General features: G+C 68.5%; 20 protein-coding genes and 1 pseudogene. 9 read left to right on the plus strand and 12 right to left on the minus strand.

What is annotated here, in order from left to right; all coding sequences use genetic code 11:
- Window positions 1-178: 178 nt before the first annotated feature.
- Together E5P2_RS33340 and E5P2_RS33345 are read left to right on the plus strand one after the other, a co-directional pair.
- Window positions 179-1,153: a tripartite tricarboxylate transporter substrate binding protein gene (locus E5P2_RS33340; RefSeq protein ID WP_162571354.1), complete on the plus strand. Its 975-nt coding sequence runs from the start codon at window positions 179-181 to the stop codon at window positions 1,151-1,153.
- A 44-nt stretch (window positions 1,154-1,197) separates the two neighbouring features.
- Entirely contained in the window at window positions 1,198-1,971 is a 774-nt protein-coding gene (locus tag E5P2_RS33345; RefSeq protein ID WP_162571355.1) for a glutaredoxin domain-containing protein, read from the plus strand.
- A 24-nt stretch (window positions 1,972-1,995) separates the two neighbouring features.
- On the opposite strand, the gene E5P2_RS33350 is transcribed toward E5P2_RS33345, so the two are convergent.
- A complete protein-coding gene (locus E5P2_RS33350; protein WP_232080971.1) occupies window positions 1,996-2,799 on the minus strand; it encodes an SDR family NAD(P)-dependent oxidoreductase in 804 nt (267 codons plus the stop codon).
- A 115-nt stretch (window positions 2,800-2,914) separates the two neighbouring features.
- Here E5P2_RS33350 and E5P2_RS33355 point away from each other — a divergent pair, with 115 nt between their 5' ends.
- Complete coding sequence (locus tag E5P2_RS33355; RefSeq protein WP_162571357.1) at window positions 2,915-3,196, plus strand: FAS1-like dehydratase domain-containing protein; 282 nt, start codon at window positions 2,915-2,917, stop codon at window positions 3,194-3,196.
- A 105-nt stretch (window positions 3,197-3,301) separates the two neighbouring features.
- Entirely contained in the window at window positions 3,302-3,673 is a 372-nt protein-coding gene (locus tag E5P2_RS33360; protein ID WP_232080972.1) for an acyl dehydratase, read from the plus strand.
- Here E5P2_RS33360 and E5P2_RS33365 read toward each other — a convergent pair.
- The 5 genes from E5P2_RS33365 to E5P2_RS33385 are packed head-to-tail and all read right to left on the minus strand — an operon-like array spanning window position 3,646 to window position 11,500.
- Complete coding sequence (locus tag E5P2_RS33365) at window positions 3,646-6,243, minus strand: CaiB/BaiF CoA transferase family protein (protein ID WP_162571358.1); 2,598 nt, start codon at window positions 6,241-6,243, stop codon at window positions 3,646-3,648. The genes E5P2_RS33360 and E5P2_RS33365 overlap by 28 nt on opposite strands.
- A gap of 8 nt (window positions 6,244-6,251) precedes the next feature.
- Window positions 6,252-7,463 (minus strand): acyl-CoA dehydrogenase family protein, encoded by a 1,212-nt coding sequence (locus E5P2_RS33370; RefSeq protein ID WP_162571359.1) that lies wholly within the window; start codon window positions 7,461-7,463, stop codon window positions 6,252-6,254.
- 26 nt (window positions 7,464-7,489) lie between these two features.
- Window positions 7,490-8,839: an MmgE/PrpD family protein gene (locus tag E5P2_RS33375; RefSeq protein WP_162571360.1), complete on the minus strand. Its 1,350-nt coding sequence runs from the start codon at window positions 8,837-8,839 to the stop codon at window positions 7,490-7,492.
- 5 nt (window positions 8,840-8,844) lie between these two features.
- Entirely contained in the window at window positions 8,845-9,822 is a 978-nt protein-coding gene (locus tag E5P2_RS33380; RefSeq protein WP_162571361.1) for a hydroxymethylglutaryl-CoA lyase, read from the minus strand.
- Window positions 9,823-9,838: 16 nt separating this feature from the next.
- Entirely contained in the window at window positions 9,839-11,500 is a 1,662-nt protein-coding gene (locus E5P2_RS33385) for a thiamine pyrophosphate-binding protein (protein ID WP_162571362.1), read from the minus strand.
- 128 nt (window positions 11,501-11,628) lie between these two features.
- On the opposite strand from E5P2_RS33385, the pseudogene E5P2_RS33390 reads away from it, so the two are divergent.
- The 4 genes and pseudogenes from E5P2_RS33390 to E5P2_RS33405 all read left to right on the plus strand — a co-directional run bounded on the left by E5P2_RS33390 (window position 11,629) and on the right by E5P2_RS33405 (window position 16,826).
- A pseudogene (locus E5P2_RS33390) lies at window positions 11,629-12,938 on the plus strand (NAD-dependent succinate-semialdehyde dehydrogenase).
- A 32-nt stretch (window positions 12,939-12,970) separates the two neighbouring features.
- Window positions 12,971-13,945, plus strand: a complete 975-nt coding sequence (locus E5P2_RS33395; protein ID WP_162571363.1) for a Bug family tripartite tricarboxylate transporter substrate binding protein — start codon at window positions 12,971-12,973, stop codon at window positions 13,943-13,945.
- Window positions 13,946-13,983: 38 nt separating this feature from the next.
- Window positions 13,984-15,603: an AMP-binding protein gene (locus E5P2_RS33400; RefSeq protein ID WP_162571364.1), complete on the plus strand. Its 1,620-nt coding sequence runs from the start codon at window positions 13,984-13,986 to the stop codon at window positions 15,601-15,603.
- 59 nt (window positions 15,604-15,662) lie between these two features.
- Entirely contained in the window at window positions 15,663-16,826 is a 1,164-nt protein-coding gene (locus E5P2_RS33405) for a CaiB/BaiF CoA transferase family protein (RefSeq protein WP_162571365.1), read from the plus strand.
- A 99-nt stretch (window positions 16,827-16,925) separates the two neighbouring features.
- Here the strand turns inward: E5P2_RS33405 and E5P2_RS33410 are convergent, their stop codons facing one another.
- From E5P2_RS33410 to E5P2_RS33425, 4 genes are all read right to left on the minus strand, one after another.
- A complete protein-coding gene (locus E5P2_RS33410) occupies window positions 16,926-17,135 on the minus strand; it encodes a hypothetical protein (RefSeq protein ID WP_232080973.1) in 210 nt (69 codons plus the stop codon).
- A 61-nt stretch (window positions 17,136-17,196) separates the two neighbouring features.
- On the minus strand, window positions 17,197-18,927 hold the full coding sequence (locus E5P2_RS33415; RefSeq protein ID WP_232080974.1) for a hydantoinase B/oxoprolinase family protein: 1,731 nt from the start codon (window positions 18,925-18,927) through the stop codon (window positions 17,197-17,199).
- Window positions 18,918-21,026, minus strand: a complete 2,109-nt coding sequence (locus E5P2_RS33420; RefSeq protein ID WP_162571367.1) for a hydantoinase/oxoprolinase family protein — start codon at window positions 21,024-21,026, stop codon at window positions 18,918-18,920. The genes E5P2_RS33415 and E5P2_RS33420 overlap by 10 nt, the downstream gene beginning before the upstream one ends.
- The gene (locus E5P2_RS33425) at window positions 21,023-22,045 is read right to left on the minus strand and encodes a Bug family tripartite tricarboxylate transporter substrate binding protein (protein ID WP_162571368.1); all 1,023 of its coding nucleotides are present in this window, start codon (window positions 22,043-22,045) and stop codon (window positions 21,023-21,025) included. The genes E5P2_RS33420 and E5P2_RS33425 overlap by 4 nt, the downstream gene beginning before the upstream one ends.
- Window positions 22,046-22,198: 153 nt before the next feature.
- On the opposite strand from E5P2_RS33425, the gene E5P2_RS33430 reads away from it, so the two are divergent.
- Window positions 22,199-23,200 (plus strand): LysR family transcriptional regulator, encoded by a 1,002-nt coding sequence (locus tag E5P2_RS33430; protein WP_162571369.1) that lies wholly within the window; start codon window positions 22,199-22,201, stop codon window positions 23,198-23,200.
- 59 nt (window positions 23,201-23,259) lie between these two features.
- Here the strand turns inward: E5P2_RS33430 and E5P2_RS33435 are convergent, their stop codons facing one another.
- Together E5P2_RS33435 and E5P2_RS33440 are read right to left on the minus strand one after the other, a co-directional pair.
- Entirely contained in the window at window positions 23,260-23,721 is a 462-nt protein-coding gene (locus E5P2_RS33435; RefSeq protein ID WP_162571370.1) for an FAS1-like dehydratase domain-containing protein, read from the minus strand.
- Window positions 23,718-24,197 (minus strand): MaoC family dehydratase, encoded by a 480-nt coding sequence (locus E5P2_RS33440; RefSeq protein ID WP_162571371.1) that lies wholly within the window; start codon window positions 24,195-24,197, stop codon window positions 23,718-23,720. Before E5P2_RS33440 ends, E5P2_RS33435 begins: the two co-directional genes overlap by 4 nt.
- Window positions 24,198-24,205: the final 8 nt, after the last annotated feature.

The raw sequence follows: 24,205 nt of genomic DNA on the forward strand, positions 1-24,205 counted from the left end.
AAGGTGGGAAGTGGACGGGATGTGGCGCAACAAGGCGTGGGGAGAGCTTCACTGTAGGTAGCGCCCTGTGCATTGTCAATTCGTGCGGGCCTTGTGACAGCGCGCTTGACAGCCCGGGCCTCGCTCTCTAGACTGACGAAGGTTAGCGCTATCATGCATCGGCCTCGAACGAAAACATATGCACCGGATACTTCGCTTCGCTTGCCTCTGGATGGGGCTCGTCGCGGCGCTTCCTGCGGCGGTCGCGGCGCCGCCTTCGTACCCCGATCGCCCGATCCGCCTGCTGGTGCCCTTCCCCGCCGGCGGCAGCACGGATCCGGTGGCGCGCCTGGTGGCGCAGAAGCTCAACGAGGCCTGGGGCCAGACGGTCATCGTCGACAACCGTCCGGGCGCCAACACCATCATCGGCACCGAGGCGCTGGCCAAGTCGGCGCCGGACGGCTACACGATCCTGCTCACCGCCAGCACGCACGTCATCAATGCGCTGCTGCTGCCGCACCTGCCCTACGACAGCGTCAAGGACTTCATTCCGGTGGCGACGCTCTACCGCAGCGAGTTCCTGCTGCTGGTCCATCCTTCGGTGCCGGCGCAGAACCTGCAGGAACTGATCGCGCTCGCCAAGAGCAAGCCGGGCGCCTTGAACTATGCGATCTCGGGCACCGGCAATGCCAACCAGCTGGCAGGCGAACTGTTCAACATGACGGCCGGCGTCAAGCTGACCAGCGTGCCGTACAAGGGCGGCGGCCCCGCGATCACCGACCTGCTCGGCGGCCAGGTGCAGGCGATGTTCTCGGTGCCGGTGTCGGTCATCGGCCAGGTCAAGGCCGGCAAGCTGCGCGCGCTGGCCTACACCGGCGCGACACCGCTGTCCTCGCTGCCGCAGGTGCCGACCTTCGCGCAGGCGGGCCTGCCGGGCTTCGACATGAAATCGTGGACCGGCATCCTGGTGCCGGCCGGCACGCCCAAGCCGATCGTCGACAAGCTGTCGGCCGAGATCGCGAAGATCCTCGCCATGCCCGACGTCAAGGCCAAGCTGGAGGAGCAGGGGCAGGATCCCTTCATCCGGAACCCCGAACAGTTCTCGGCCCTGATGAGCGCCGATCGCGCGAAGTTCGGCAGCATCATCCGCGCCGCGAACATCAAGATGGACTGACGCCCGCGCGTCCCTTCGAACCTCGAACCTCTTCTGGAGACACCATGTCCCTCCCCACGCAGCAACCTGCCCACATCAAGGTCTTCTGGCAGCCCGGATGTTCCTCCTGCCTTCGCACCAAGGAGTTCCTCACCAAGCAGGGCGTCGAGTACGAATCGGTGAACGTGCAAGACAACGCCGAGGCGCTGGCCGAGCTGCGGCGGCTCGGCGCGCGCGGCCTGCCGGTGGTTTCGCTGGGCGACCGCTTCACGCTGTGCCAGTCCTTCGGCGACGTGCTGAAATTTCTCGATCTGAAGACGCGGCTCGGCGATCCGCTGCCGCCGGCGCAACTGTTCGAGAAGATCGAGCTCGTGCTGACCGCGGCCGCGCGCTACACCCGCCAGTTCCCCGAGACGCAGCTGAAGGAAGTATTCCGCAACCGCAACACCCGCACGCAGGGCGCGACGGCGTTCCATGTCTTCCGCGTGGTCGAGATGTTCATCGACGCGGTCGAAGGCGCGGGCTTGCACGTCGAAGGTTTCAGGGACGTGCCGCGGCCCGAGTGGACCGGCAAGGACATCGCCGACTGGGGCCTGAAGGTGCGCGACCGCGCCCTGGCCTGGTGGAATGCGCAGACCGATCGCGAGCTCAAGTACACCGTGCAGACCTACTATGGCCAGCGGCCCGTGCACGACGTGCTGGACCGCACGTCCTGGCATGCGGCGCAGCACACGCGGCAGCTGATCCTGATGCTCGAGAGCGCCGGCATCCAGGTGGACCGGCCACTCACGGCCGACGATCTGCGCGGGCTGCCGGTGCCGGACGAAGTCTGGGGCTGACGCGCGCTTTCTTGCCGCGGCGGATCAGGCGCCGCCGCTGGTCCTGGCCCGATCCCAGGGCACGCCGCCCGAATAGGTCATGTAGCTCACGCTCGCGCCCCAGCCGGAATCGACCGGCAGCAGCACGCCGGTGATGGTGCGCGCCTGCGGCGAGCACAGGAAGGCGATCGCGTCCGCCACGTCGGCCGTGATCGGCAGCGTGTCGAGCGCATGCACCCCCATCATCTTGCCGAGGTCGCGCTGGCCCGAATCGATGCGCGCCTGCAGCTCGGGCGTCATCACGTAGGTGGGTGCGACGCTGTTCACGCGCACGTGGTGGCGCCCCAGTTCGGCGGCGAGCAGTTGCGTGAGCCGCGCCAGCGCCACCTTGCCGGGGTTGTAGGCCGGCAAGGGCAGCGGCAGCAGGCTGTTGATCGAGCCGATCGTCACGATCGAGCCGCCGCCCGCGTCGATCATCCGACGGCCGAAGCTGCGGCATGCATGCACGGTGCCGAAGTAGTTGACGCGCCACATGCGGTCGTGGGCCGCGAGGTCCATGTCCATGATCGATTCGGTGTTCGGGATCATCGCGGCCGAGGTCACGAGCACGGCGGGCGCTCCGAGTTCGCGCTGCACGCGCTCGGCCACCGCCTCGACGCCGGCTGCGTCCGCCACATCGCAGTCGTAGTAGCGCGCTCGTGCGCCGCCCGCGCCGCCGTCGAGCGCGCCGGCCAGCGCATTCCCGAGTGCGGCGTTGACGTCCAGGATGGCCACCGGATGGCCGTCCGCGGCGAAGCGGCGCGCGGCGGCTTCGCCGATGCCGCGGGCGCCGCCGGTGATGACGGCCACGCCCGGGCTTCTGCCGGAACTTTTCGCGGAAGGATCGGAGGGTGTCGGATTCATGATGTCTCGTCGTTGGCTGGGTTGGCAGAGCGGATTATGATAGCGCTAACTAAATTCTTCGATGGCAGTCTTGCATGGGAATGATCACCGACGAAGTCAAAGCCTGCATCGGCATCTGGCCCACCTGCCGATACTCAACGGCGGCTCGGCGTTCGAGTTCTTCCGCTATGCGCGCTTCGGCGAGACCGTGACCGTGCGCCAGCGCTATGCCGAGATCTACGAGAAGGCATCGCGCAAGGGCGCCCTGATCGTCGTCGTCATCGAATCCGACATCCGCACCGGCGGCGGCGGCGGCGAGCCCTTGCTGCGCGCGCACCGCACCGTCCTGCGGAGGGACCCATGAAGCGCGCGACGCCCTGCTTCGAGGACGTGCCCGGTCGGGCTGGAACTGGCGCGGCTTTCCAAGGGCCCGCTCACCACCCTGCACCTGATGTGCTGGTCGGCCACGATGGAGAACTGGCACCGCATCCACTACGACCGCCGTTTCGCCGTCGAGCACGACAAGCTGCCCGACCTGCTGATCAACGGCTCCTTCAAGCAGCAGTTCGTGATGCAGCTGCGCAAGGACTGGGCCGGGCCGGCGGGCTGGGTGTGGAGGGCGTCGTTCCAGTTCCGCGCGATGAACAAGGTCGACGAGCGGCTCGAGATCTGGGGCCGCGTGACGGGCAAGCGCGAGGTGCCGGGCTTTGGGCTGATCGAACTGGAGATCGGCATCGTGAACGCGCAGGGCCAGGAATCGACGCCGGGCACGGCCACCGTCGCGCTGCCGCTGCGCAGCGGCCCCGCGCTGCCCTACCCCTTCGTGCCGCCGGAAGGCTGAGGCACGAGCCCCAGCTTCTCGCGGTAGTCGGCGTCCAGCTCATGCACGCTCTTGAGCCGCTGCAGCGCGGGCAGGCCCATCGAGTCGATCGGCGTCGACGTGTGGGGCTGATCGCAGACCACGCACGATGCGATCAGGTCTTCGGCGCGCTGCGCGTCCATGCCCAGCGTCTCGCACAGGATCCTGCGGTTGTCCTCGCCGTAGCGCGGCGCGGGCTTGCGCACGCGGATCTCGCGCCGCAGCAGCTTCCACGGCCGGCCCATGATCGGCCGCACGCCCATTGGCGCCGGATGCGCGACCCGTTCGTGGAAGCCGCGCGCGGCCAGGTGCGCATCGAGCAGCAGGTCGCGGTTGTCGAACACCGGGCCGCAGGCGATGCCTTGCGCCTGCAGCAATGCCATCAGCTCCCGGGCATCGTGGCGCTGCGTCCAGCCGCCCACCCAGGCATTCACTTCGCCGCGATGTTCGCGCCGTCCCGCCGCGCTCGCATGGCGCGGGTCGGGCACGAGACCATCGCGCGCCATCAAAGCGCACAGCGCCTGCCACTGCGCGTCGCTCACCACTGTGAGCGCGACCCAGCGATCGTCGCCGAGCGCGCGGTAGGCGTTGCTCGGCACATGCACCGCGTCCTCGTTGCCGATGCGTTCGAGGTCGCGGCCATCGAGCTGCACCTGCAGCAGCGGCTCGGGAATCAGCGCCGCGCCGACTTGGTACATGCCGAGATCGATAGCCTGGCCTTCGTTCGTGGCGCGCAGATGATGCAGCGCCGCGAAGAGCGCAGTGAGCCCGGTCCAGCAGGCCAGGAAATCGGGGTACGACTGGCCCGCCTTCCAGGGCTTGTCGCCACGGTAGCCCGTGTAGCTCGTGATGCCCATGGTGGCTTCGAGCGTGGTGCCCTGGCTCGGGAAACCCGACCACGGGCCGCTGGCGCCGTAGCCGGTGTTCGACAGCATGATCAGCGAGGGCTTGATGCGGCGCAGCGCGTCGTAGTGCAGGTCCCACGACCTCATCACGCGCGGCGTGTAGTTCTCCACCACGATGTCGCTCTTGGCAACCAGCGCGCGAAACACCTCGCGGCCCTCGGGCCGGCTCATGTCCAGCACCATCGACTGCTTGCCGCGGTTGAGCACCTGGAAGATGCCCGAGCGGTTCACCGCGTCCTCGCTCCGGTCGTCGTCGAGGTAGGTGGTGAAGACGCCGCGCCGCGTCTGGTCGAGCTTGTGCGGCGCCTCGATCTTGATCACTTCGGCGCCAAGGTCGGCGAGCAGGCCGGCCATGTAGGGCACGGCCACCACGGTGGACAGGTCGAGCACGCGCAGGCCTTCGAGCGGCAGCGTCGGCTTGGCCTTGCCACTCGCCGGTGCCGCGTCCGCGCGGGGGCGAACGTCTTCAGCGCCAGCCGGTGGCAACGCGGCCAGCACCTCCGCCGTGTGTTCGCCCAGCAGCGGCGAACGCCGGCGCACGGCCGTCGGCGTCGCCGAAAGCTTGACCAGCTCGACCGGAAAGCGAAAGCGCCCGGTGGCCGGATGCAAGAGCTCGGCGAAGAAGCCGCGCGCGGCCAGTTGCTCGCAGGCCAGCAGATCGTCGGCGCCCTGCACCATGCCGACCAGCAGCCGGCGCTTCGAGCCTTCCAGAAAGATCTCCTTCGCATCGCGGTCGCGCACGCTCAGTTCGATCTGCCGGCGCACCTCGTCCACATGCTGCGCACGCTCGATGTGGTTGGCGTACTTCGGATCGCGAAAGGCCTCGTTGCGGAACAGGTCCGCATACACCTCGAGCGGGGTCGGCCCGCCGGACTGGATCGCCACGTAGCCGCGCCGGGTCGGGATCGGCGCGCCGGCGAAGGGATCCTGCACCGCGAGCCGGCGGCCCTGCACCGCGCCCATGAAGGAGTAGTAGCTCTCGCACATCACCAACTCGGAGGCCAGGCACTCGTGGACCGACAGGTCGACGTGATCGCCGATGCCGTCGGCCACCGCCGCCGCGTGCGTCGCCAGCGTCGCGTAGGCCGCATTCAGCCCGGCGCAGAAATACGCCTGCGACAAGCCGTGCTTGAGCGGCTCGCGGTCGGCCTGGCCGCTGATCTGCATGATGCCGCTCATCGCCTGGTGCACGAGGTCGCTGCCGCGGTAGCCGGCATAGGGCCCGGCCTGGCCGAAGTCGGTGACCGAGGTGACGACCAGGCGCGGATTCCCTTCGAGCATCTTCGCCGGCGCCAGGCCCCATTGCATGAGCACGCCGGGGCGGAAGCTCTCGATCACGATGTCGCTCGCGCGCACCAGCGCCTGCAGCGACGCGCGGCCCGCGAGCGTCTCGAAATCGAGCACGATGCCGCGCTTGTTCCAGTTGAGGTACTGGAACAGCAGGCTCTGTTCGTCGGCGGGTGCGTCGGTCTTCAGCGGCGCCAGACGGCGGGCACTGTCGCCCTCGGGCGGCTCGACCTTGATCACCTCGGCGCCGAAGTCGCCGAGCAGGCGCGCGGCGAAGGGGCCGGCGATGCCCTGGCTCAGGTCCAGCACGCGAACGCCCGCCAGCGCGCGCGGCGCCGTGCGGCGATCGGGCGCATCCACCTTCAACCTCAACCCTTGAGCAGGCTGCGCGCGATCAGGATGCGCTGGATCTCGCTCGCGCCGCCGCCGATCTGCGCATGCCGCAGGTAGCGGTAGAACACGGTCAGCGGCAGCTCCAGCGATTCGCCCATCGCGCCGTGCACCTGGATCGCATGGTCGACGCAGCGCGCGCCCCATTCGGTCGCGCACAGCTTGACCAGCGCCGCCTCGGCGCGCACGTCCTCGCCGCTGTCGGCGCGGCCGGCCATCTCGTAGGTCATGGAGCGCAGCGACTGGATGTCGATGTGCATGTCGACCAGCTTCCACTGGATGGCCTGCCGTTCCGCGAGCGGCTTGCCGAAGGTCACGCGCTGCTTGGCCCATTCGACCGACATGTCGAGCGCGCGCTGCATCTTGCCCAGCGCGTACGGCCCGCGCAAAAGGCGGTCGTGGATCGTGAGCCAGCGCTGGCCGAGCGTGAAGCCCTTGCCGACTTCGCCCAGCACGTCCTCGTCGGGCACTTCGCAATCGTCGAAGTGGACCACGTACTGCGTCGGGTTCGGGCCGAGCCAGGTGCGGATGCCGGGCTCCTCGACGCGCATGCCGGGGTTGTGGCGATCGACCAGAAACATGGTGATGCCGCCGCGCTGGCGCTTCTCGGCATCGGTCACCGCCTGCACCATGAGAAAGTCGCAGCCGGCCGCGTTGGAGATCCACATCTTGGTGCCGTTGAGCACCCAGCGGCCGTTCTTGCGCACGGCTTTCGTCTGCATCATGCCGCCGGGATCGGAGCCCGCGTTGGGCTCGGTCTGGGCGAAGGCGGTCGTCTTTTCGCCCTCGATCACGGGCCGCAGGAAGCGCTCGACCTGGTCGCCCTTGCATTCGTAGAGGATGTTGCCGACGTTGGCCATCGGCAGCGGGATCGGGCTGTAGTTGAGCTGCTCGAGGATCGCGACCTGCGCCAGCATCGACAGGCCCATGCCGCCGTGCTCCTCCGGCACCATCAGGTACCAGAGGCCGGTGTCGCGTGCGATCTTGAACAGGCGCTCGGCGACTTCGGGCTTGAACACGGCGCGCACCATCGGCAGTTCGCGCATGCCGTACGCATGCTTGGGGCTGGCGAGGAATTCCTGTTCGAGCGGCAGCAGCTCTTCGCGCACGATGCGCTTGGCAAGGTCGCGGAATTCGATGACGTCGGGCGGCAGCTTGAAGGCGGTGGAATCGGTGTGGGTGGTATGCATAGGGTGTCGATCGGAGGTGAAGGTCTTCAGGATTCGGCGAGCCGGTAGAGGCCGGCCATGCCGGGCTGGCTGTCGATGGCGGCGAGCGCGTCGAAGAGCGGGCGCGCAGCGCCGCGCACGCCGCCGGCGGCCAGGCAGTTCTCGAACTTGGCGAACAGTTCGCCGGGACGCAGCGGCTGCTCGGGCCCGCCGCGCACGTAGTCGACCGCGCGGCTGAACTGCCGGCCGTCGGTGGTCTGGAACATCACCACGTCCTGCGGCGCCTCGCCGGGGCGCTCGGGGTCCTCGCGGTCTTCGGGCAGCACCTCGACGCGGCGCATCAGCGCCTGCACGTCGTCGCGCAGCACGAAGGCGTCGTCCAGTTCGGTGAGGCCGGCGCGGCGCGCGATGAGCGCCGACGCCATCGCGAAGTGCATGCTGAACTTGGCCTGCAATCCGGTGCGCGGCTGCTCGTAGCGCAGGGTCGAGCGGTTGCGGCGGCTGGTGGTGACGACGATGCGTTCGACCTGCGCCGGCGTGACCGGATGCTCGGCCAGCAGGTCGAGCATGCCGTCGAGCGCGCGGTGCGCCGCGAAGCACGACGGGTATTTCTTGATGTTGACGCCGCCGCGCGGCAGCTTCCAGATGCGTCCGGCTTCGAGCGGCGATTCGAGGTCGACGCGTCCCGCGGGCGAGATGCCGCGCATCAGGCCTTTCGGATGCTCCAGCGCCTCGGTCGATCCGGTGAAGCCGGCCTGCGCGAGCGCGGCCGCCACCAGTCCCGCGTTGGCCGCGCGGCCGGCATGGAAGGGCTTGGTCATGCTGCCGAAATTCGCGATCAGCCCGGCGCTTTGCGAGGCCGCGATCGCCAGTGCATGCGCGGTCATGCCGGCATCGAGTCCACGCAGCGAGGCGCAGGCCGCGGCCACCGCGATCGGCCCGAAGACGCCGGTGGGATGCCAGCTGTGGTTGTGATAGTGGTCGGGCTCGCGCCGGATCAGCTCGGACCAGGCTTCGTAGCCGGCGGCATACGCGGTCGCCATCTGCGGGCCGGTGGCGCGCAGCGCATCGGCTTCGGCCAGGATGGACGGCACCAGCACCGTGCTCAGGTGGCCGCGCTGCGCCGCGTCGTCGAAGTCGAGCGCATGCGCGGCGGTGGCGTTGAGCCATGCGGCCATGCCGGGTTGCGCAGTGCCGAGTCCGAAATACAGCGTGCTTTCGCCGGGTGCCGGTGCGAGCACCGCGTGCAGCTTCTGCGTGACCGGATCGTGGCGGCCGGCGATCAGCGTCGCCACGCAATCGGTGAAGCCGGTGCGGATGAAGGGCAGCGCGCCGGCGGGCAGGTCGTCGAAGCGAAGGCCGGCACAGAAGGCCGCGAGGTCCAGTGTCAGGGGCATGGGCTTCAAGCCGGCACCGCCTCGCCGGCGATCTTCTTGCGCAGCCGGCGCAGGCTGCCGCCGCTCTTGACCGCGCCGGGCAATGGGTGGCCGACGATCTCCTCGGCGAGCCGTGCCGATTCGAGCAGCGCTTCGAGGTCGACGCCCGATGTGATGCCCATCTCGTCACACATGAAGACGAGGTCCTCGGTGCAGACATTGCCGGCCGCGCCGCTGTGCGCGGCGAAGGGACAACCGCCGAGTCCGCCGACCGCCGCATCGAACAGCGCCACGCCCATCTCGAGGCCGGCATAGGCGTTGGCGATGCCCATGCCGCGCGTGTCGTGCAGGTGCAGGCTGAGCTGCAGTTCGGGAAAGGCCTCGCGCACCGCGCCGACCACGCGGCGGATCGACATCGGCGTGGCCCAGGCCATCGTGTCGGCCAGCGACAGCACCTTGATGCCGAGCCCGTGCTGGCGGCCGATGTCGAGCAGCTGGCGCGTCATGTCGACCACCGTCGCCACCGGGATGTCGCCTTCGAAATTGCAGCCGAAGGCGGCAGCGATCGAGATGCGCTCCACCGGCACCGCGTGCTTCTTGTACATCGCGACCAGGCCTTGCAGTGCAGCGAGGTTCTCCGCCAGCGTGCGCTTCTGGTTGCGCAGCAGGAATTTCTCGGACGCGGTCAGCGTGAGGATGCCCTTGATGTCGAGCTTGCCGGCGGTGCCGATCGCGCGCTCCAGCCCGCGCTCGTTGAGCCAGAGCGCGGTGTAGCTCACGCCCGGCGCGCGATGAAAACCCTGCACGACCTCGTCGGCATCGGCCATGCCCGGTACGTTCTTCGCGGGCACGAAGCTCACCGTCTGGATCTGCTTCAGGCCAGTCTGCGACAGGCTGTCGATCAGCGCGATCTTGCGTGCGGCGGGAATGGCGCCCTTCTCGAACTGGAAGCCCTCGCGCGGGCCCTCTTCCTTGATCGAGACGGTCTTGGGGAGATCGGACATCGAAGGGTTCCTCGCCTTATCTCGCCGGCACCACGTAGGGCGGAAATTCACCGATGCCCGACATGTCGACCTCGACCATCGCCGGGCCTTTCGCGGCCACCGCACGGCCGACCATCTCGCCGAGCTCGCGCGTGGCGCGCACTTTCCAGAACGGCATGCCGGCCAGTTGGGCGAGCTGGCCGAAGTCCGGCGACAGCAGATCGCCGTAGTGGCGGCGGCCTTCGTAGAGGCTGTCCTGGATGTGCTTGATGACGCCGTAGCCGCCGTCATTCATGACCAGGATCACGATGTCGAGTTTCTCCTGCACGGCGGTCCACAGCTCGGTCATGTTCATCGCGAAGCCGCCGTCGCCGGCCATCATCACGACCTTGCGTCCGGCGGCATTGGCCGCCACCGCGGCGCCGATGCCCAGCGGCAGACCCTGGCCGATGCCGAGGCCGATGGGATAGATGCCATCGTGCGGACCGTGGATCGGAAAGACCTTGTTGCCCCACGCGCCGTTGTGCAGCGTCACGTCGCGCACCCACACCGCATCGCGCGGCATGGCGGCGCGCAGCCGGGTCGGGAATTCGGCATACGGACCGAGCGTGGCCGTGAAGTCCGCCGTCGCCTCGACCTTGGCGGCCGCCACGTCCCTGCGAAAACCCGGATCGATCTTCAGGCGATCGCCGAGCCGCTGCGCCAGCAGGTCGAGCGTGGCGGCGCTGTCGCCGCAGACGAAGAGCTCGCTCTCGTAGGTCCTGCCGTTGGCCGCGGGATCGAGATCGATGTGCACCAGATTCTTCGGCAGGCGGCTCTGGCCATCGCGTGTCTCGTTGACGCGCAGGCGCGAGCCGGCCACCAGCAGCAGGTCGCAGCTGTCGAACAGCGCCTCGACCACCGGGTCGGCGCGGATGTGGCGGCTGCCGTTGAGCGCGCCCAGGTTCATCGGATGGTCGCCCGACACGATGCCCTGCGCTGCCTGGCTGTTGACCATGCCGAAGCCGAGTTCGAGCAGCCGGGCCGCAGCGGCGCCCGCGTGGCGCGCGCCGTTGCCCAGCCAGAGCATCGGGCGCCTCGCCTTCGCGACGTGCTCGATCAGCCGATCGAGCTCCTCGCCCTGCGGCACGCGCCGCGGCGGCAGCGGCAGCACGAAGCGGTCGAACGCGGCCGGGCGCGCGATCGCCGTGCGCTGGATGTCGAACGGGATCTCCACGCTCACCGGACCCATGCGCGGGCTCAGCGCGTCCACCGCGGCGCGCGTCAGCACGCCCAGCGCTTCCTGCGGCGAATTCACGCGGTAAGCCGCCTTCGACAGCGACTTCAGCATGCCGAGCTGATCGGCGACATCGTGCACCGCGCCTTGCCCGCGGCCGATGCTGCGCGTCGGCGTCTGACCCGTGATGTGCAGCACCGGCGAACCCGCGAAGCCAGCTTCGAGCAACCCCGAGGCCGCGTTCGCCGCACCCGGGCCGGTGCTGGTGATCAATGCACCCAGCCGGCCGCCAGCGCGGGCGTAGCCGTCGGCCATGTGGGCCGCGCCCATCTCGCCGCGCGCCATCACGAAGCGCAGCTTCCGCTGCTGCGCGATGCCGTCGAGGATCGGGACGTTGTGGACCGAGATGACGCCGAAGGCCGCCTCGATGCCGCAGCGCGCGAGGAATTCGGCGGCCAGGTCGCCGACCAGGTATTGACTCATGAAGGAAATCCTTGGAGACTGTCTCGCGTCGCGTGTTAGCGCTATCTTCCTGCTGAATATAGAGAGCCGTGGCGCCCTTGTCAATGCGCATCCGGTCAACTGCCGGCGCGCGCCCCAGGAGTGTTTCCATGTACGACAGCCCCAGCCTCTTCATCGACGGCGAATTCATCGCCGGCGGCGGCGGCCGCCGCGAGCAGGACGTGTTCGACCCCGCGACCGGCCGCGTGATCGGCCGCCTGCCGCATGCCACGACGGCCGACCTCGACCGCGCGCTGGCCGCGGCCGAACGCGCCTTCGATCCCTGGCGCCTCAGCTCCGCGCTGGAGCGCGGCGGCATCCTGCGCCGCGTCGCCGAGCTCACGCGCGCACGCGCCGACGAGATCGCGCGCAACATCACGCTCGACATGGGCAAGCCGCTGAAGGAAGCGCAGGGCGAAGTCACGCGCTGCGCCGAGATCCTCGAATGGCATGCCGAGGAATGCCGGCGCATCTACGGCCGCGTCATTCCACCGCGCCTGCCCAACGTGCGGCAACTGGTGCTGCGCGAACCGGTCGGCGTCTGCGCGGCCTTCACGCCCTGGAACTTTCCGTACATCCAGGCGGTGCGCAAGGTCGCGGCCGCGCTCGGCGCCGGCTGCACGATGGTGCTCAAGGGCCCCGAGGACACGCCGAGCGCGATCGTCGCCATCGCGCGCCTGTTCCACGAGGCCGGCCTGCCGCCCGGCGTGCTCAACGTGGTGTGGGGCGTGCCGGCCGAAGTCTCGCAGCACTTGTTGACCTCGCCGATCGTGCGCAAGGTGTCCTTCACCGGCTCGGTGCCGGTCGGGCGCCAGATCGCGGCGCTGGCCGCGACGCACCTCAAGCGCATGACGCTGGAGCTCGGCGGCCATTCGGCGGCCATCGTCTGCGAGGACGCCGAGGTCGAGCGCGCGGCCTCAAGGTCGGACCCGGCATGGACCCCGAAACGCGCATGGGCCCGCTCGCGCACGACCGCCGGGTGCCGGCGATGATGGAATTCATGGACGATGCCCACGCGCGCGGCGCGCGCATCGAGATCGGCGGCAACCGCATCGGCCGCGACGGCTACTTCTTCGAGCCCACCGTCGTCACCGAACTGCCCGACGACAGCCGCCTCATGACGCTGGAGCCCTTCGGCCCGATCGCGCCCTGCGTGCGCTTTCGCGCGCTCGACGAGGCCATCCGGCGCGCGAACTCGCTGCCCTATGGCCTGTCGTCCTATGCCTTCACGACCTCGAGCCGCAACGCGTTGCAGCTGCAGAGCGGACTGCAGGCCGGCAACGTCAACATCAACCACTTCGGGCAGGCGCTGGCCGAGGTGCCCTTCGGCGGCATCAAGGACAGCGGCGTGGACAGCGAAGGCGGGATGGAGACCTTCGACGGGTACCTCAATACCAAGTTCGTGACGCAGATGGACTAGAGCCTGTTCACCCATCCCTCCAAGCAAATCCCATGAAACGCCTGCTTCTCCATTCCCTGGCCATGTTCGCGGCAACCCTCCTGGCCGCGCCGCTCGCGTTCGCGCAGAGCAGCTATCCCGACCATCCGATCCGTGTGATCGTTCCCTTCCCGCCCGGCGGTTCGGTGGACCCGATCGCGCGTATCGTCGTGCCCAAACTGGGTGAGCTGCTGGGGCAGTCCTTCGTGATCGACAACCGCGCGGGCGCCAATTCGGCCATCGGGGCGGGCATGGTCGCCAAAGCCGCGCCGGACGGCTACACGCTGCTGTGGACCGCCGGCAGCACGCACGTGATCGTCCCGCTGCAAACGGCGCAGTCCTCCGACTTCCTGAAGGATTTCGCGCCGATCGCGGCCGCCTCGCGCTCCAGCTATATGCTGGCCGTGCACAAATCGGTGCCCGCCAGGACGCTGCCCGAATTCATCGCGTACGCGAAAGCCAATCCCGGCAAGCTGAACTACGCCAGTTCCGGCGTGGGCAACCTGAACCACCTTGCGGCCGAGATGTTCAACCTGCGCGCCGGCACGAAGATCGTGCACGTGCCCTACAAGGGCGGCGCCCCCGCGGTACAGGACTTTCTGGCCGGCCGCGTGCAGATGATGTTCACCAACGTGCCGACGCTCCAGCCCCATGTGGATGCCGGCGAGCTGCGCGCCCTGGCCTACACCACGGCGCGCCCTGGCGGACCGCCGGTTCCCACTTTTTCGCAGTACGGGCTCTCCGACCTGGAATCCATCGAACCGTACCTGGTCCTGCTCGCTCCGGCGCGCACGCCGGAGCCCGTGATCGCCAAGCTCACGGCGGCCATGCAGAAGGTGCTTGCGATGCCTGATGTGATCAAGGCCATCGAAAACCAGCTGCAGTCCCCGTACTACCTCGATCCGCAGCAGCTGGGCGAGCGGCTGCAGCGAGACCACGCCCGCGTCAGGGAAGTGATCGAGAAGAGCCATATCGTCCTCGCGCCCTGAGGGCCCGCGACGCAATCTCCACGAATGGTCCAGAGAACATGTCCGACCCGACAACGACCGCGCCGAAACGGCCGACAGCCGAAGAGACTGTCGTGCGCAACCTCATCGACCGGCATGCCCGGGATCGCGCCGACGAAGTCTTCGCGCTCTTCGAAGACGGCACGCGCTGGACCTTCTCCGAGCTGAAGACCCAGGTGGTCGCTGCCGCCGCTTTCCTCGCCGGCCAAGGGGTCCTGCAAGACGATATCGTCGCGGTATGGATGCCCAGCGGTCCCGATGCGCTGCGCACGATGCTGGCCATCAACTACCTGGGTGCCGTCTGCGCGCCCCTGGGCCTGGCCTCACGCGGCGGCTTCCTCGAACACATCCTGAACAACAGCGAAGCACGGCTGATGGTCGTCGACTCGCGGCTGATGGAGCGGCTGACCGAGGTCCAGGCGCGCTTCCTGCGCAAGCTGGTCGTCGCCAGGACGGGCAGCGATCCGGCGCCGGCACCGAATGGCTTCGAGATCGTCGAGCAGGCGTCGGACACGGGCGCACCCATCGCGTTGCCGCCGCTCGCGCGGCCGATCCAGCCTTGGGACCACCAGTTCGTCCTCTACACGTCCGGCACGACCGGGCCCTCCAAAGGCGTGCTGAGCTCCTACATGCAGCGCCATGCGCATGCCTTCTCGGCGCGCCACATTTCCGCGGCGGACCGCCGGCTGATCCATGCGCCGCTGTCGCACACGGGCGGCATCGGGAACATCTATGGCATGCTGGCCCGCGGAGGCTCGATCGCCCTGGTCGAATCGTTCAAGACCGACCGCTTCTGGAGCGACGTGCGGCGCTTCGGCATCACCACGACCTCGCTGCTCGGCGTCACCCTGTCCTATCTGCTGCAGCAGCCGGAGAGCGCGCAGGACCGCTCGCATCCGCTCAAGACCGTCCAGATCGCGCCGGTCGACGAGAGCGCCGCGGCGTTTGCCAAGCGCTTCGGCGTCGACGTGTTCGGCGTCTACAACATGACCGAGATCTCCGCGCCGTTCCACGGCGAGCCGAACCCCGGGGTGCGGGGCCTGTGCGGCAGACCGCGTCCAGGGGTCGAGGCCCGAGTCGTCGACGAGAACGACCTGCCGCTCGAGGACGGCCAGGTCGGCGAGCTGGTCATCCGCTCGGCCGAGCCGTGGACCCTGATGAACGGCTATCTGCGGGATCCGAAGGCGACCGCCGAGGTCTGGCGCAATGGCTGGTTCCACACCGGCGACGCCTTTCGCCGGACGGCGCAAGGCGATTTCATCTTCGCCGACCGGCTCAAGGACGCGGTCCGGCGGCGCGGCGAGAACATCTCGTCCTTCGAGGTCGAGAGCGAGATCGCGCGCCATCCCCAGGTGCGCGAAGTGGCCGTGGTCGCGGCCAGGAGCGAACTGTCGGAAGACGAGGTGCTCGCCGTCGTGTCGCCGGTGGCGGGCGGCTCGGTCGCACCCGAGGCGCTGATCGAGTTTCTGCGCCCTCGCCTGCCCTACTTCATGATTCCCCGGTATATCCGTGTCATGCAGGCGCTCCCCCGGACCGCGACGCAGAAGATCGTCAAGCATCAGCTGCGCGCCGAAGGCGTGACGGCCGACACCTGGGACCGGGAAAAGGCGGGCGTCGTCGTGAAACGCGACCGCCTGTGACCGCCGGCGCGAACGCTGGCCGGCAATCCGCCTTCCTGCAAAACAAGGATCGAACAACGATGTCATCTGTGGGTGGCCCGCTCCAGGGCTTGAAAGTCGTCGAATTCGCGGGACTCGGGCCAGCGCCTTTCTGCGGCATGCTGCTGTCCGATCTCGGCGCCGATGTGATTCGCATCGACCGCAAGGGTGCACGTCCGTACCTCAACACCTCCGTGACCTCGCGCGGGCGGCGGTCGGTGGCGGTGGACCTCAAACATCCCGGCGCGGCCGCGCTCTGCCTGCGCCTGATCGACCAGGCCGACATCCTGATCGAGGGTTTCCGCCCCGGCGTGATGGAGCGGCTGGGCCTGGGTCCGGACATCGCCCTCGCCCGCAAGCCGGCGCTGATCTACGGCCGGATGACCGGATGGGGACAGGAGGGACCGAACGCGAACAAGGCCGGCCACGACATCAACTACATCGCGCTGTCGGGCGCCCTGCACGCCATCGGAACGAAGGATGCGCCGGTGATCCCGATCAACCTGCTGGGCGATTTCGGCGGCGGCTCGCTGTACCTGGCCTTCGGCATCATGGCCGCGCTGCACCACGCCCGGGCGACCGGCAAGGGGCAGGTGGTGGATTGCGCAATGGTCGACGGCGCGAGCTCGTTGATGGGCATGATCTACGGCTACTTCACTTCCGGCTACTGGAAGGACGAGCGGCAGGTCAATTCGATCGATGGCGGCTCGCACTACTACAACGTCTACCAGTGCCGGGACGGCAAGTGGCTTGCGCTCGGCGCCTCCGAGCCGCAGTTCTATGCCAACCTGCTGCGCCACCTCGGGCTCGAAGGCCCGGACGTCCATCCGCAGCGCGACCGCACGAAGTGGCCGGAACTGAAGAAGCGCTTTGCCGAGACGATCCGCCGCAGGACGCAGGCCGAATGGCTCGCGCTCATGGAAGGCAGCGACTGCTGCGTGACACCGGTTCTCTCGCTGGCCGAAGCGCCGCACCATCCGCACAACGTCGCGCGGTCGACCTTCGTGGAGATCGACGGCGTGGTGCAGCCGGGCCCGGCGCCGCGCTTCTCGGCGACGCCGGGCGCTGTGCGCAACCCGCCGGTTGCCATCGGCGCGGACAACGTCTCCGGCCTGGTCGCCTGGGGATTCGATGCGGACGAGGTCGAGCGGCTCGCGCGCGAGGGGGCGGTTCAGGATTGCAGCGAGGTCGCTGCCACGGGGTGAGCGCGGACGCGCGAGTTACGCAATCCAGTCTGGTGCCCCTGGCGTGGCGAGGGTGCCCCTCCAAAGCCCCCGGCTTGCTGTGCCGGCGGCGGTCCAAGTTCAATTGACTTTCGCGGCGTCCAACTCTCGACGCTCCACCGTAGGCGGGCCGACCTCGCGACCGACAAGCGCCCGGGCGAAGAAGTAGTTGTTGCGAGCGCGCGTACCCAACGAATCCAGGTCGACTCGGCCCTTGGCATCGCAGGGAAAGACGAAGGTCCGGCCCGCATGGAACAGGTGATTGAAGCGCAATTCGTGATCGGTGGCCATGATCGTCATCTCCTGCGCGGACAAGTCGACCGCGACGTGAACAAGGTGGGCGCGATGTTCCTCAGCTTCGTGCGGGTGGCCGACGGGCTTCGCGGTTTGTGTTGACACACACGCCCTGGTCGACTCGGTCGTCGTTCGCGTAGATCGCGCTCGCGGCCTCCGGGCTGATCAATCCATCGCGCAGGTCCTGCGCGACCTTCTGGCGGTCTCGCTGCTTCGGATCGCCGATGCCGCCGCCACCCGGCGTCTGCAGGATCACGCGCTCGCCCGCCGGAACGAGCTGCCGCCCCTTGCCCTTCAGCACCGCGCCGGACTGGAGCGATGCGCGGCCCGCGCCGCCCGCAGCGCCCCCGTCCGCGCCGCGCGCGGGATGGGTGATGCGCTCGAAGGTCGCGCCCAGCACCATCGGCGCGGCGTCCGCATGCGAGAACTCGACCACCTGTCCCAGGCCGCCGCGCAGCGTGCCCGCGCCGCCCGAGTCGGTCGCGTATTCCTTGCGCCAGAACACCACCGGCGCCATGGTTTCGATGATTTCCACCGCCGTGTTCTTCACGCCGCTCGGAAACGAGGTGGTCGACAGGCCATCCTTGCCGGGGCGCGCACCGGTCCCGCCCGAAGTGAAGCTCACGATGGTGAAGCGCCTGGCACGCAGCGCCTGCGAGGGATCGACGCCGGCCATCAGCTGTCCGCCGGCGAGCCGGATGTTCCAGAGGTTCGATGCGCCTTCGGCCGGCACCCGGTCGGGCCGGACCTGCCGCAGGCAGCCGAAGATCACGTCCGGCAGCATGGTGCCGACGATGGCACGCGATTGCACCGCGAGCGGCGGCAGCGCATTCAGGATGCAGTTCTCGGGCGCCGCGATCCGCACCACGGACAGCGAGCCGGCGTTGTTCGGCACGTCGGCGCCGATGATGCAGCGCACGCCGAAGCTGCTGTACGCGTCGGTGTAGGTCTTCGGCACGTTGATGCCGCGCGCGACCACCGGCGAGGTGCCTGCGAAGTCGATGTCGATGCCATCGTGCGAGATGCGCAGTTGCGCCACCAGCTCGATCGGCGCGTCGTAGCCGTCGATCGTCATGCGGTGGCGCCACGAGCCCTGCGGCCATTCGCGCACGGCCTCCAGCATCGCGGCGCGGGAGCGCTCGATGATGAATTCGCCGAGCGCTTCCAGGTCCTGCAGCCGGTATTCGTCCATCATCGCGAGCAGCCGCTCTGCACCGATCCCGTTGCAGGCGACGAGCGCATGCAGGTCGCCCTCGACCTGCACGGGCTCGCGCACGTTGGCGCGGATCAGCTTGAGCAGGCCCGCGTCCGGCACGCCCTGGCAGGCGAATCGCACGATGGGGACGAACAGGCCTTCGTGGAAGATCTCGCTCGCATCGGGCCCGATGCCCAGGCCGCCGATGTCGACCACGTGCAGGGTCGAAGCGAACAGCGCGACCACCTGCCCGCCGCGGAAGACAGGCGTCACGAGCGTGAAGTCGTTCAGGTGCCCGGTGCCCTTCCACGGGTCGTTGGTCACGAAGACATCGCCGGGCCGCATGGTCTGCACCGGGAATTCATCGGTGAAGTGGCGCACCGATCGCGCCATCGAATTCACATGGCCCGGCGTGCCGGTCACCGCCTGCGCGACCATGCGCGCATCCGGAAGGAACAGCCCCGCGGAAAGGTCACCCGCCTCGCGCGTGGACGCGCCGAACGCGGTGCGCACCAGGATCTGCGCCTGCTCTTCCACGACCGATACCAGGCGGTTCCACATCACCTGGAATTGAATGCCCTCGGTCATGCGCATGACGTGTCCCGTCGTTCGGTACATTGAAGAATGAGATGACCGTGGGCATCGACCTGAGCGTCGAAGTCCGGTGGGACGACGGTCGTGGTCTGGTCTTCGCCGATCAGGGCCGGCCCGCACAGCGAGGCGCCGGCCTCGAGTTCGCTTCGCTCGTAGACCGGCACGTCGATCCATTGCGCCGTCGCGCTGTCGAAAAGGCGGCGCATGCCGGACTTCGGCGGGTTCGGCCTGGCGGGCGGCGCGGCCACGGGAATGATCGGTGCCGACACCGTGCTCACCGTCAAGCCCCAGCTCATCACCTCGACGGCGAGTTGCGGGATCACCCGTGAATAGAAGGCACGGTACTGGGACTCGAAGCGGGCCAGCAGTCCGGCGCTCGCGTCGTGTGCCAGCGAAGCGTCGGGGAGATCGACCGTGATCTCGTGCCCCTGGCCCGCATAGCGCATGTAGGCGAAGCGGCGCACCTGCAGTTCGCTGCCGGACGGAGCCGCGCTGCGCACCGCGCACAGGGCATCCGCCTGCATCTCCTCGAACAACCGATCGACCGCGGCGCCGTCGAAGTCGTCCAGGCGCTGGTGCAGGCTGCGCAGCGCCTGCCAGGCCACCGGCGCCCACAGGAAGCCGAGCGCCGAGCCCACACTCGCCGCGTTCGGAACGATCACGCGCCGGATGCCGAGCTTGCGCGCCAGCTGGGCGGCACGCAGTGGCGCCGCGCCGCCGAACGCGATCATGGTGTAGCCGTCCACGGCCTTGCCCAGCTCGATGGCGTGAACGCGCGCCGCATTGGCCATGTTCTCCGCGACGATCTCCTGGATCGCCATCGCGCCATGGACGCTGTCGAGCTCCAAGCTGCGGGCCACGTCGCGCTCGATCGCCGCATGCGCAAGGCTGTCGTCGAGCCGGATCTTGCCGGACGCGAAGCGCTGCAGATCGAGCAGGCCGGTGGCGCAATCGGCATCGGTCACCGTCGCGCGCCGGCCGCCGCGCGCGAAACAGGCGGGCCCTGGATCGGACACCGCGCTGTCCGGGCCGACCTGCACGCGCTGCAGCGCGTCGAGGCTCGCGATCGAGCCGCCGCCGGCGCCGATCTCCACCATCTCGATCACCGGGAGGCGCACCGGGATGCCCGATCCCTTCATGAAGCGGTACATGCGGCCGACATCGAAGCTGCGCGAGAGTTCGGGCTCGAAGTCGTCGATGAAGCAGATCTTGGCGGTGGTGCCGCCCATGTCGAACGAGAGCGCACGCGGCTCGGCGCATTGCGCGGCGACCTGGCGGGCGAGGATGGCGCCGCCCGCGGGACCCGACTCGACCAGCTTGATGGGCTGCTGCGCGCCGAGCTCGACGGAAGTGATCGCGCCGCCGGAGGTCATCAGGTAGAGCGGGCAGCCGAGGCCGATCTCCTGCAGGCGCACCTTCAGCCGGCCCAGATAGCCGGCCACGAGCGGCTGCACATAGGCATTGGCACAGGCCGTGGACGTGCGCTCGTATTCGCGCACCTCGGGACAGACGTCCGACGACAAGGTGACATGCAGCTGCGGCATCGCAGCCCGCAGCAGCTGCCGCACACGCTGCTCGTGCTGCGGGTTGGCATAGCTGTGAAGCAGTGCGACCGCGACGCTCTCGATGTCGTTCTTCTTCAGTTCGTGCACCAGGCCGAGCACGCAGGGCTCGTCGAGCGGCACCAGCACCTCGCCACGCGCATTGAGTCGTTCCGGCACGCCGAAGCGCAGGTAGCGCGGAACGAGCGGGACCAGCTTGTCCTGCAGGATGTCGTACTGCGCATACCGGTTCTCGTGGCCAATCTCGAGCACGTCCCGGAATCCTTCGGTCGCGATGAGCGCGGTTCGCGCGCCCTTGCGTTCGATCAGCGCGTTGGTCGCGAGCGTGGTGCCGAGGACGAAGCGGCCGATGTCCGAGGCCGGACAGCGCGCCTTGCCGAGGATCTCGGCGATGCCGTCGATGACGCCCTGCTCCGGCGCGCCCGGCGTGGTGAGGACCTTGGTGGTCCATTGCGAACCGCCGGCCTGAAGCACCACGTCCGTGAATGAACCGCCGATATCAATAGCGAGCACCGCCTGCAGGTTCTCATCGCTCATTCCGGCTTGATCCCCAGGCCCGCAATCAGCTTGCCGCTCTGCGTCGCATCGCGGCGCATCAGCGCCGTGAACTGCGCGGCCGTGGTGTTGTGGTGTTCGAGGTTCTGGCCCGTCAGGAAGGCCTTGGATTCGGGCGTGCTCATGCCCTTGTTGATGGCGGCGTTGAGCTTGTCGATGACGGCCGCGGGCGTGCCCTTGGGCGCGGCGACGCCGAACCAGACGGAGCGGTCGAAGCCGGGCAATCCCGATTCCGCGAGCGTGGGCACGTTCGGCAGCGAGGGGACACGCTGGGCCGACGTGACGGCCAGCAGCCGCAGCTTGCCGGCGTTGGCGAAAGGCAGCGCGGTGGCCAGCATCTGGAAGCACATCTGCACATCGCCCGCGACCGTGGCGGTCATCGATTCGGCACCGCCCTTGAAGGGCACGTGCACGATGTCGACGCCGGTCATGGCATTGAGCTGCGCGCCCGCGAGATGCAGCGAGTTGCCCACGCCCGGCGAGCCGAAGTTGAGCTTGCCCGGCTCCTTGCGCGCGAGCGCGATGAGCTCGCCGACGCTGTGCACCGGCAAGTCGTTGTTGACCACGAGCGCCATCGGGCCGTCTGCTGCCTGCGCCACGCCGAGCAGGTCGCGCTGGAAGTCGTAGTTCAGCTTGGCCCGCAACGCAGGCACCACCGTGTCGGCGGACGACACGAGCAGCAGGTTGTAGCCGTCGGGCGGCGAGGTGGCGACGCGCTCGACCGCGATGGAGCCGGTGGCGCCCGGCATGTTCATCACGATGATCTGCTGCCCGACGAGCTCGGAGGTTTTCTGTGCCACGAGCCGCGCGACCTGGTCGGTGCCGCCGCCGGCCGAGTAGCCGACATAGAGCCGGATCGGCCGGTCGGGAAAGGATGGCGCGGCGAGTGCCTGCAATGGCAGTGCGCAGGCCGCGGCGGCGAGCGCGGCCATCGCTGCGACGGCGCGGCGCCGCGCAGGGTCGATGCGGCAGTGCTCTTCGGTGATTTCGATCTTGGACAAGGTTGTCTCCTTTTTCTTGGGTTGGATGGCGCCGGGTTCCGCGGACAGTGATGTGCAGGATCCGCTCCCAGCTGCTATGGTTGCCCCGGCCGCCTCGTTCCAGAGGCCGCGAGTTTCTGCGACCTGATCACGCATGACCAGTGACATTTGCTCATGACGCACTTGAGCCGGACAAATAGGAGATCGCTCTCCGACCTGCAGTTGCTGCGGGCCTTCGTCGTGGTCGCGCACACGGGCAGCGTGTCGCGCGCGGCCGAGCAGCTCTTCGTGACGCAATCGGCCGTGAGCCTGCAGCTCAAGTCGCTGGCCGAGCAGACGGGCCTGACGCTCTTCACGCGTCAACCGCGCGGCCTGCAGCTGACGCTCGACGGCGCCGCGCTGTTGCCGAGGGCCGAAAGAGTGCTGGCCAGCCTGACCGAGTTCAACGATGCGGCGAACGGCCTGCGCGACAGCGGCGTGCACGGCCTGCTGCGCATCGGCACCATCCTCGATCCCGAATTCATCCGGCTCGGCGCGTTCCTGCGGCAGCTCGTCGAGGTCGCGCCGCGCGTGGAGACGGAGCTGCGGCAGGCCAAGAGCGGGACCGTGCTGGCCGAACTGCAGAGCCACGCGCTCGACGTCGGCTTCTACCTCTTCGATCCCCGCAAGCTGGACCTGCCGCCGGGCGAAGACGACGCCGTGGCATCGCGCGCACGCATGCTCATCGTCCATCCCTTCGCGGTCCGGGTGCTGACGCTGTTCGACTACCGCGTGGTCGCGCCGCAGGGCTGGGAAGCACGCGTGCTGGGCCAGGACTGGAAAGGCCTGGGCGCCTTGCCCTGGCTCGGAACGCCCGAAGCATCGCCGCATTCGCGTCTGCTGTCCGCGGTGTTCGGGCCCGGCTCGTCGACCGGCCTCACGCCGCAACGGGTCGCACTCGTCGACCAGGAATCGTCGATGCTCGATCTGGTGAAGTCGGGTGTCGGCCTCTCGCTGATGCGCGATTCGATCGCGATCCGCGAAAGCCAGACGCATGGCCTGGTGGTGGCCGACAAGGTCGCGCTGCGATGCGCGCTGACCTTCGTCTGCCTGCAGGTGCGCAGGGAAGATCCGGTCGTCGCCACGGCGTGGGATGCGCTCGGCGATGCATGGCAACTGCCGCGGATCGCCGGCTGAGAATGCGGTCCCCCTCTTGCTCCCTCTCCCTTTGGGAGAGGGAGCAAAACCTTCCGCCGTCAACGCCGCAGGTTGGTGGTCGACATCACGGCGCAGAGCTGGCCGAGCTGGTTGCGGAATTCGCGCCGCGTCACGATCACGCCCATCGCACCGGACTTGCCCCTCTTGACCGAGGTGCGCTCGACCGCCGCGCTCACGGTGATCACGTCGCCGACGATCATCGGCTCGTGGAATTCGTAGCTGTCCTCGCCGTGGAGCGTGGCCCGGCCGAAATCGAACACCAGCGGCGCCTCGCGGCAATTGAAGAAGATCAGCCACACGAGCGGCCACGGCGCGACCACGCCGCGGTAGCCGCGTGCCCGGGCCGCGGCCTCGTCGTAGTGGATCGGGTCGAAGTTGTCGAGCGTGAGCGCCATGCGCCGCACGGAGATCGATTCGATCGGCATCGAATCGACCGGACCGAGCGGGCCTTCCATCGCCTTCAGCGATCGCTCCATTTGGGCCAGCGTCTCGGCGCTCATCGCGGACTCCCGCGTCCGTCGGCGCGCAACGGCAATTCGGCCACCAGCACACCGGGCGTCGTGACCTTGTCGTGCTGGTTGGCGATGTGGCAATCGATCTGCACGAAGGCACGGCCGCCTTCCTGCCATGCGCGCTGGACGCGGGCATGAATATGCGCCATGTCTCGCGGCGCGGTGGGCCCGCTGTTGCGGTCCCAGAACGAGACCACGCGTGCATGCCGACCGAGCCAATGCCCGACCTCGGTCAGCATGTAGCTCGCCATGAACGGGCCCGAGAGCAGCACCCCCGGCAAACCTTGCGACTTCGCAGTCGCCTCGTCATGGTGGAACTCCGACGCATAGTTGTCGCAGGCACCGGCCCAGCGCACCTGATGGCCGATCTGCATCGGCCCCTTGGTCACGACCGGCATCTCGCGGCCTTCGGGGAAATCCTCGAAGAAGCAGGCCGGCGGCTCCTTCGTGTCGACCTTGAACATGCGGCGGG

It is taken from the genome of Variovorax sp. SRS16, from assembly GCF_901827165.1.
Taxonomy (GTDB): domain Bacteria; phylum Pseudomonadota; class Gammaproteobacteria; order Burkholderiales; family Burkholderiaceae_C; genus Variovorax.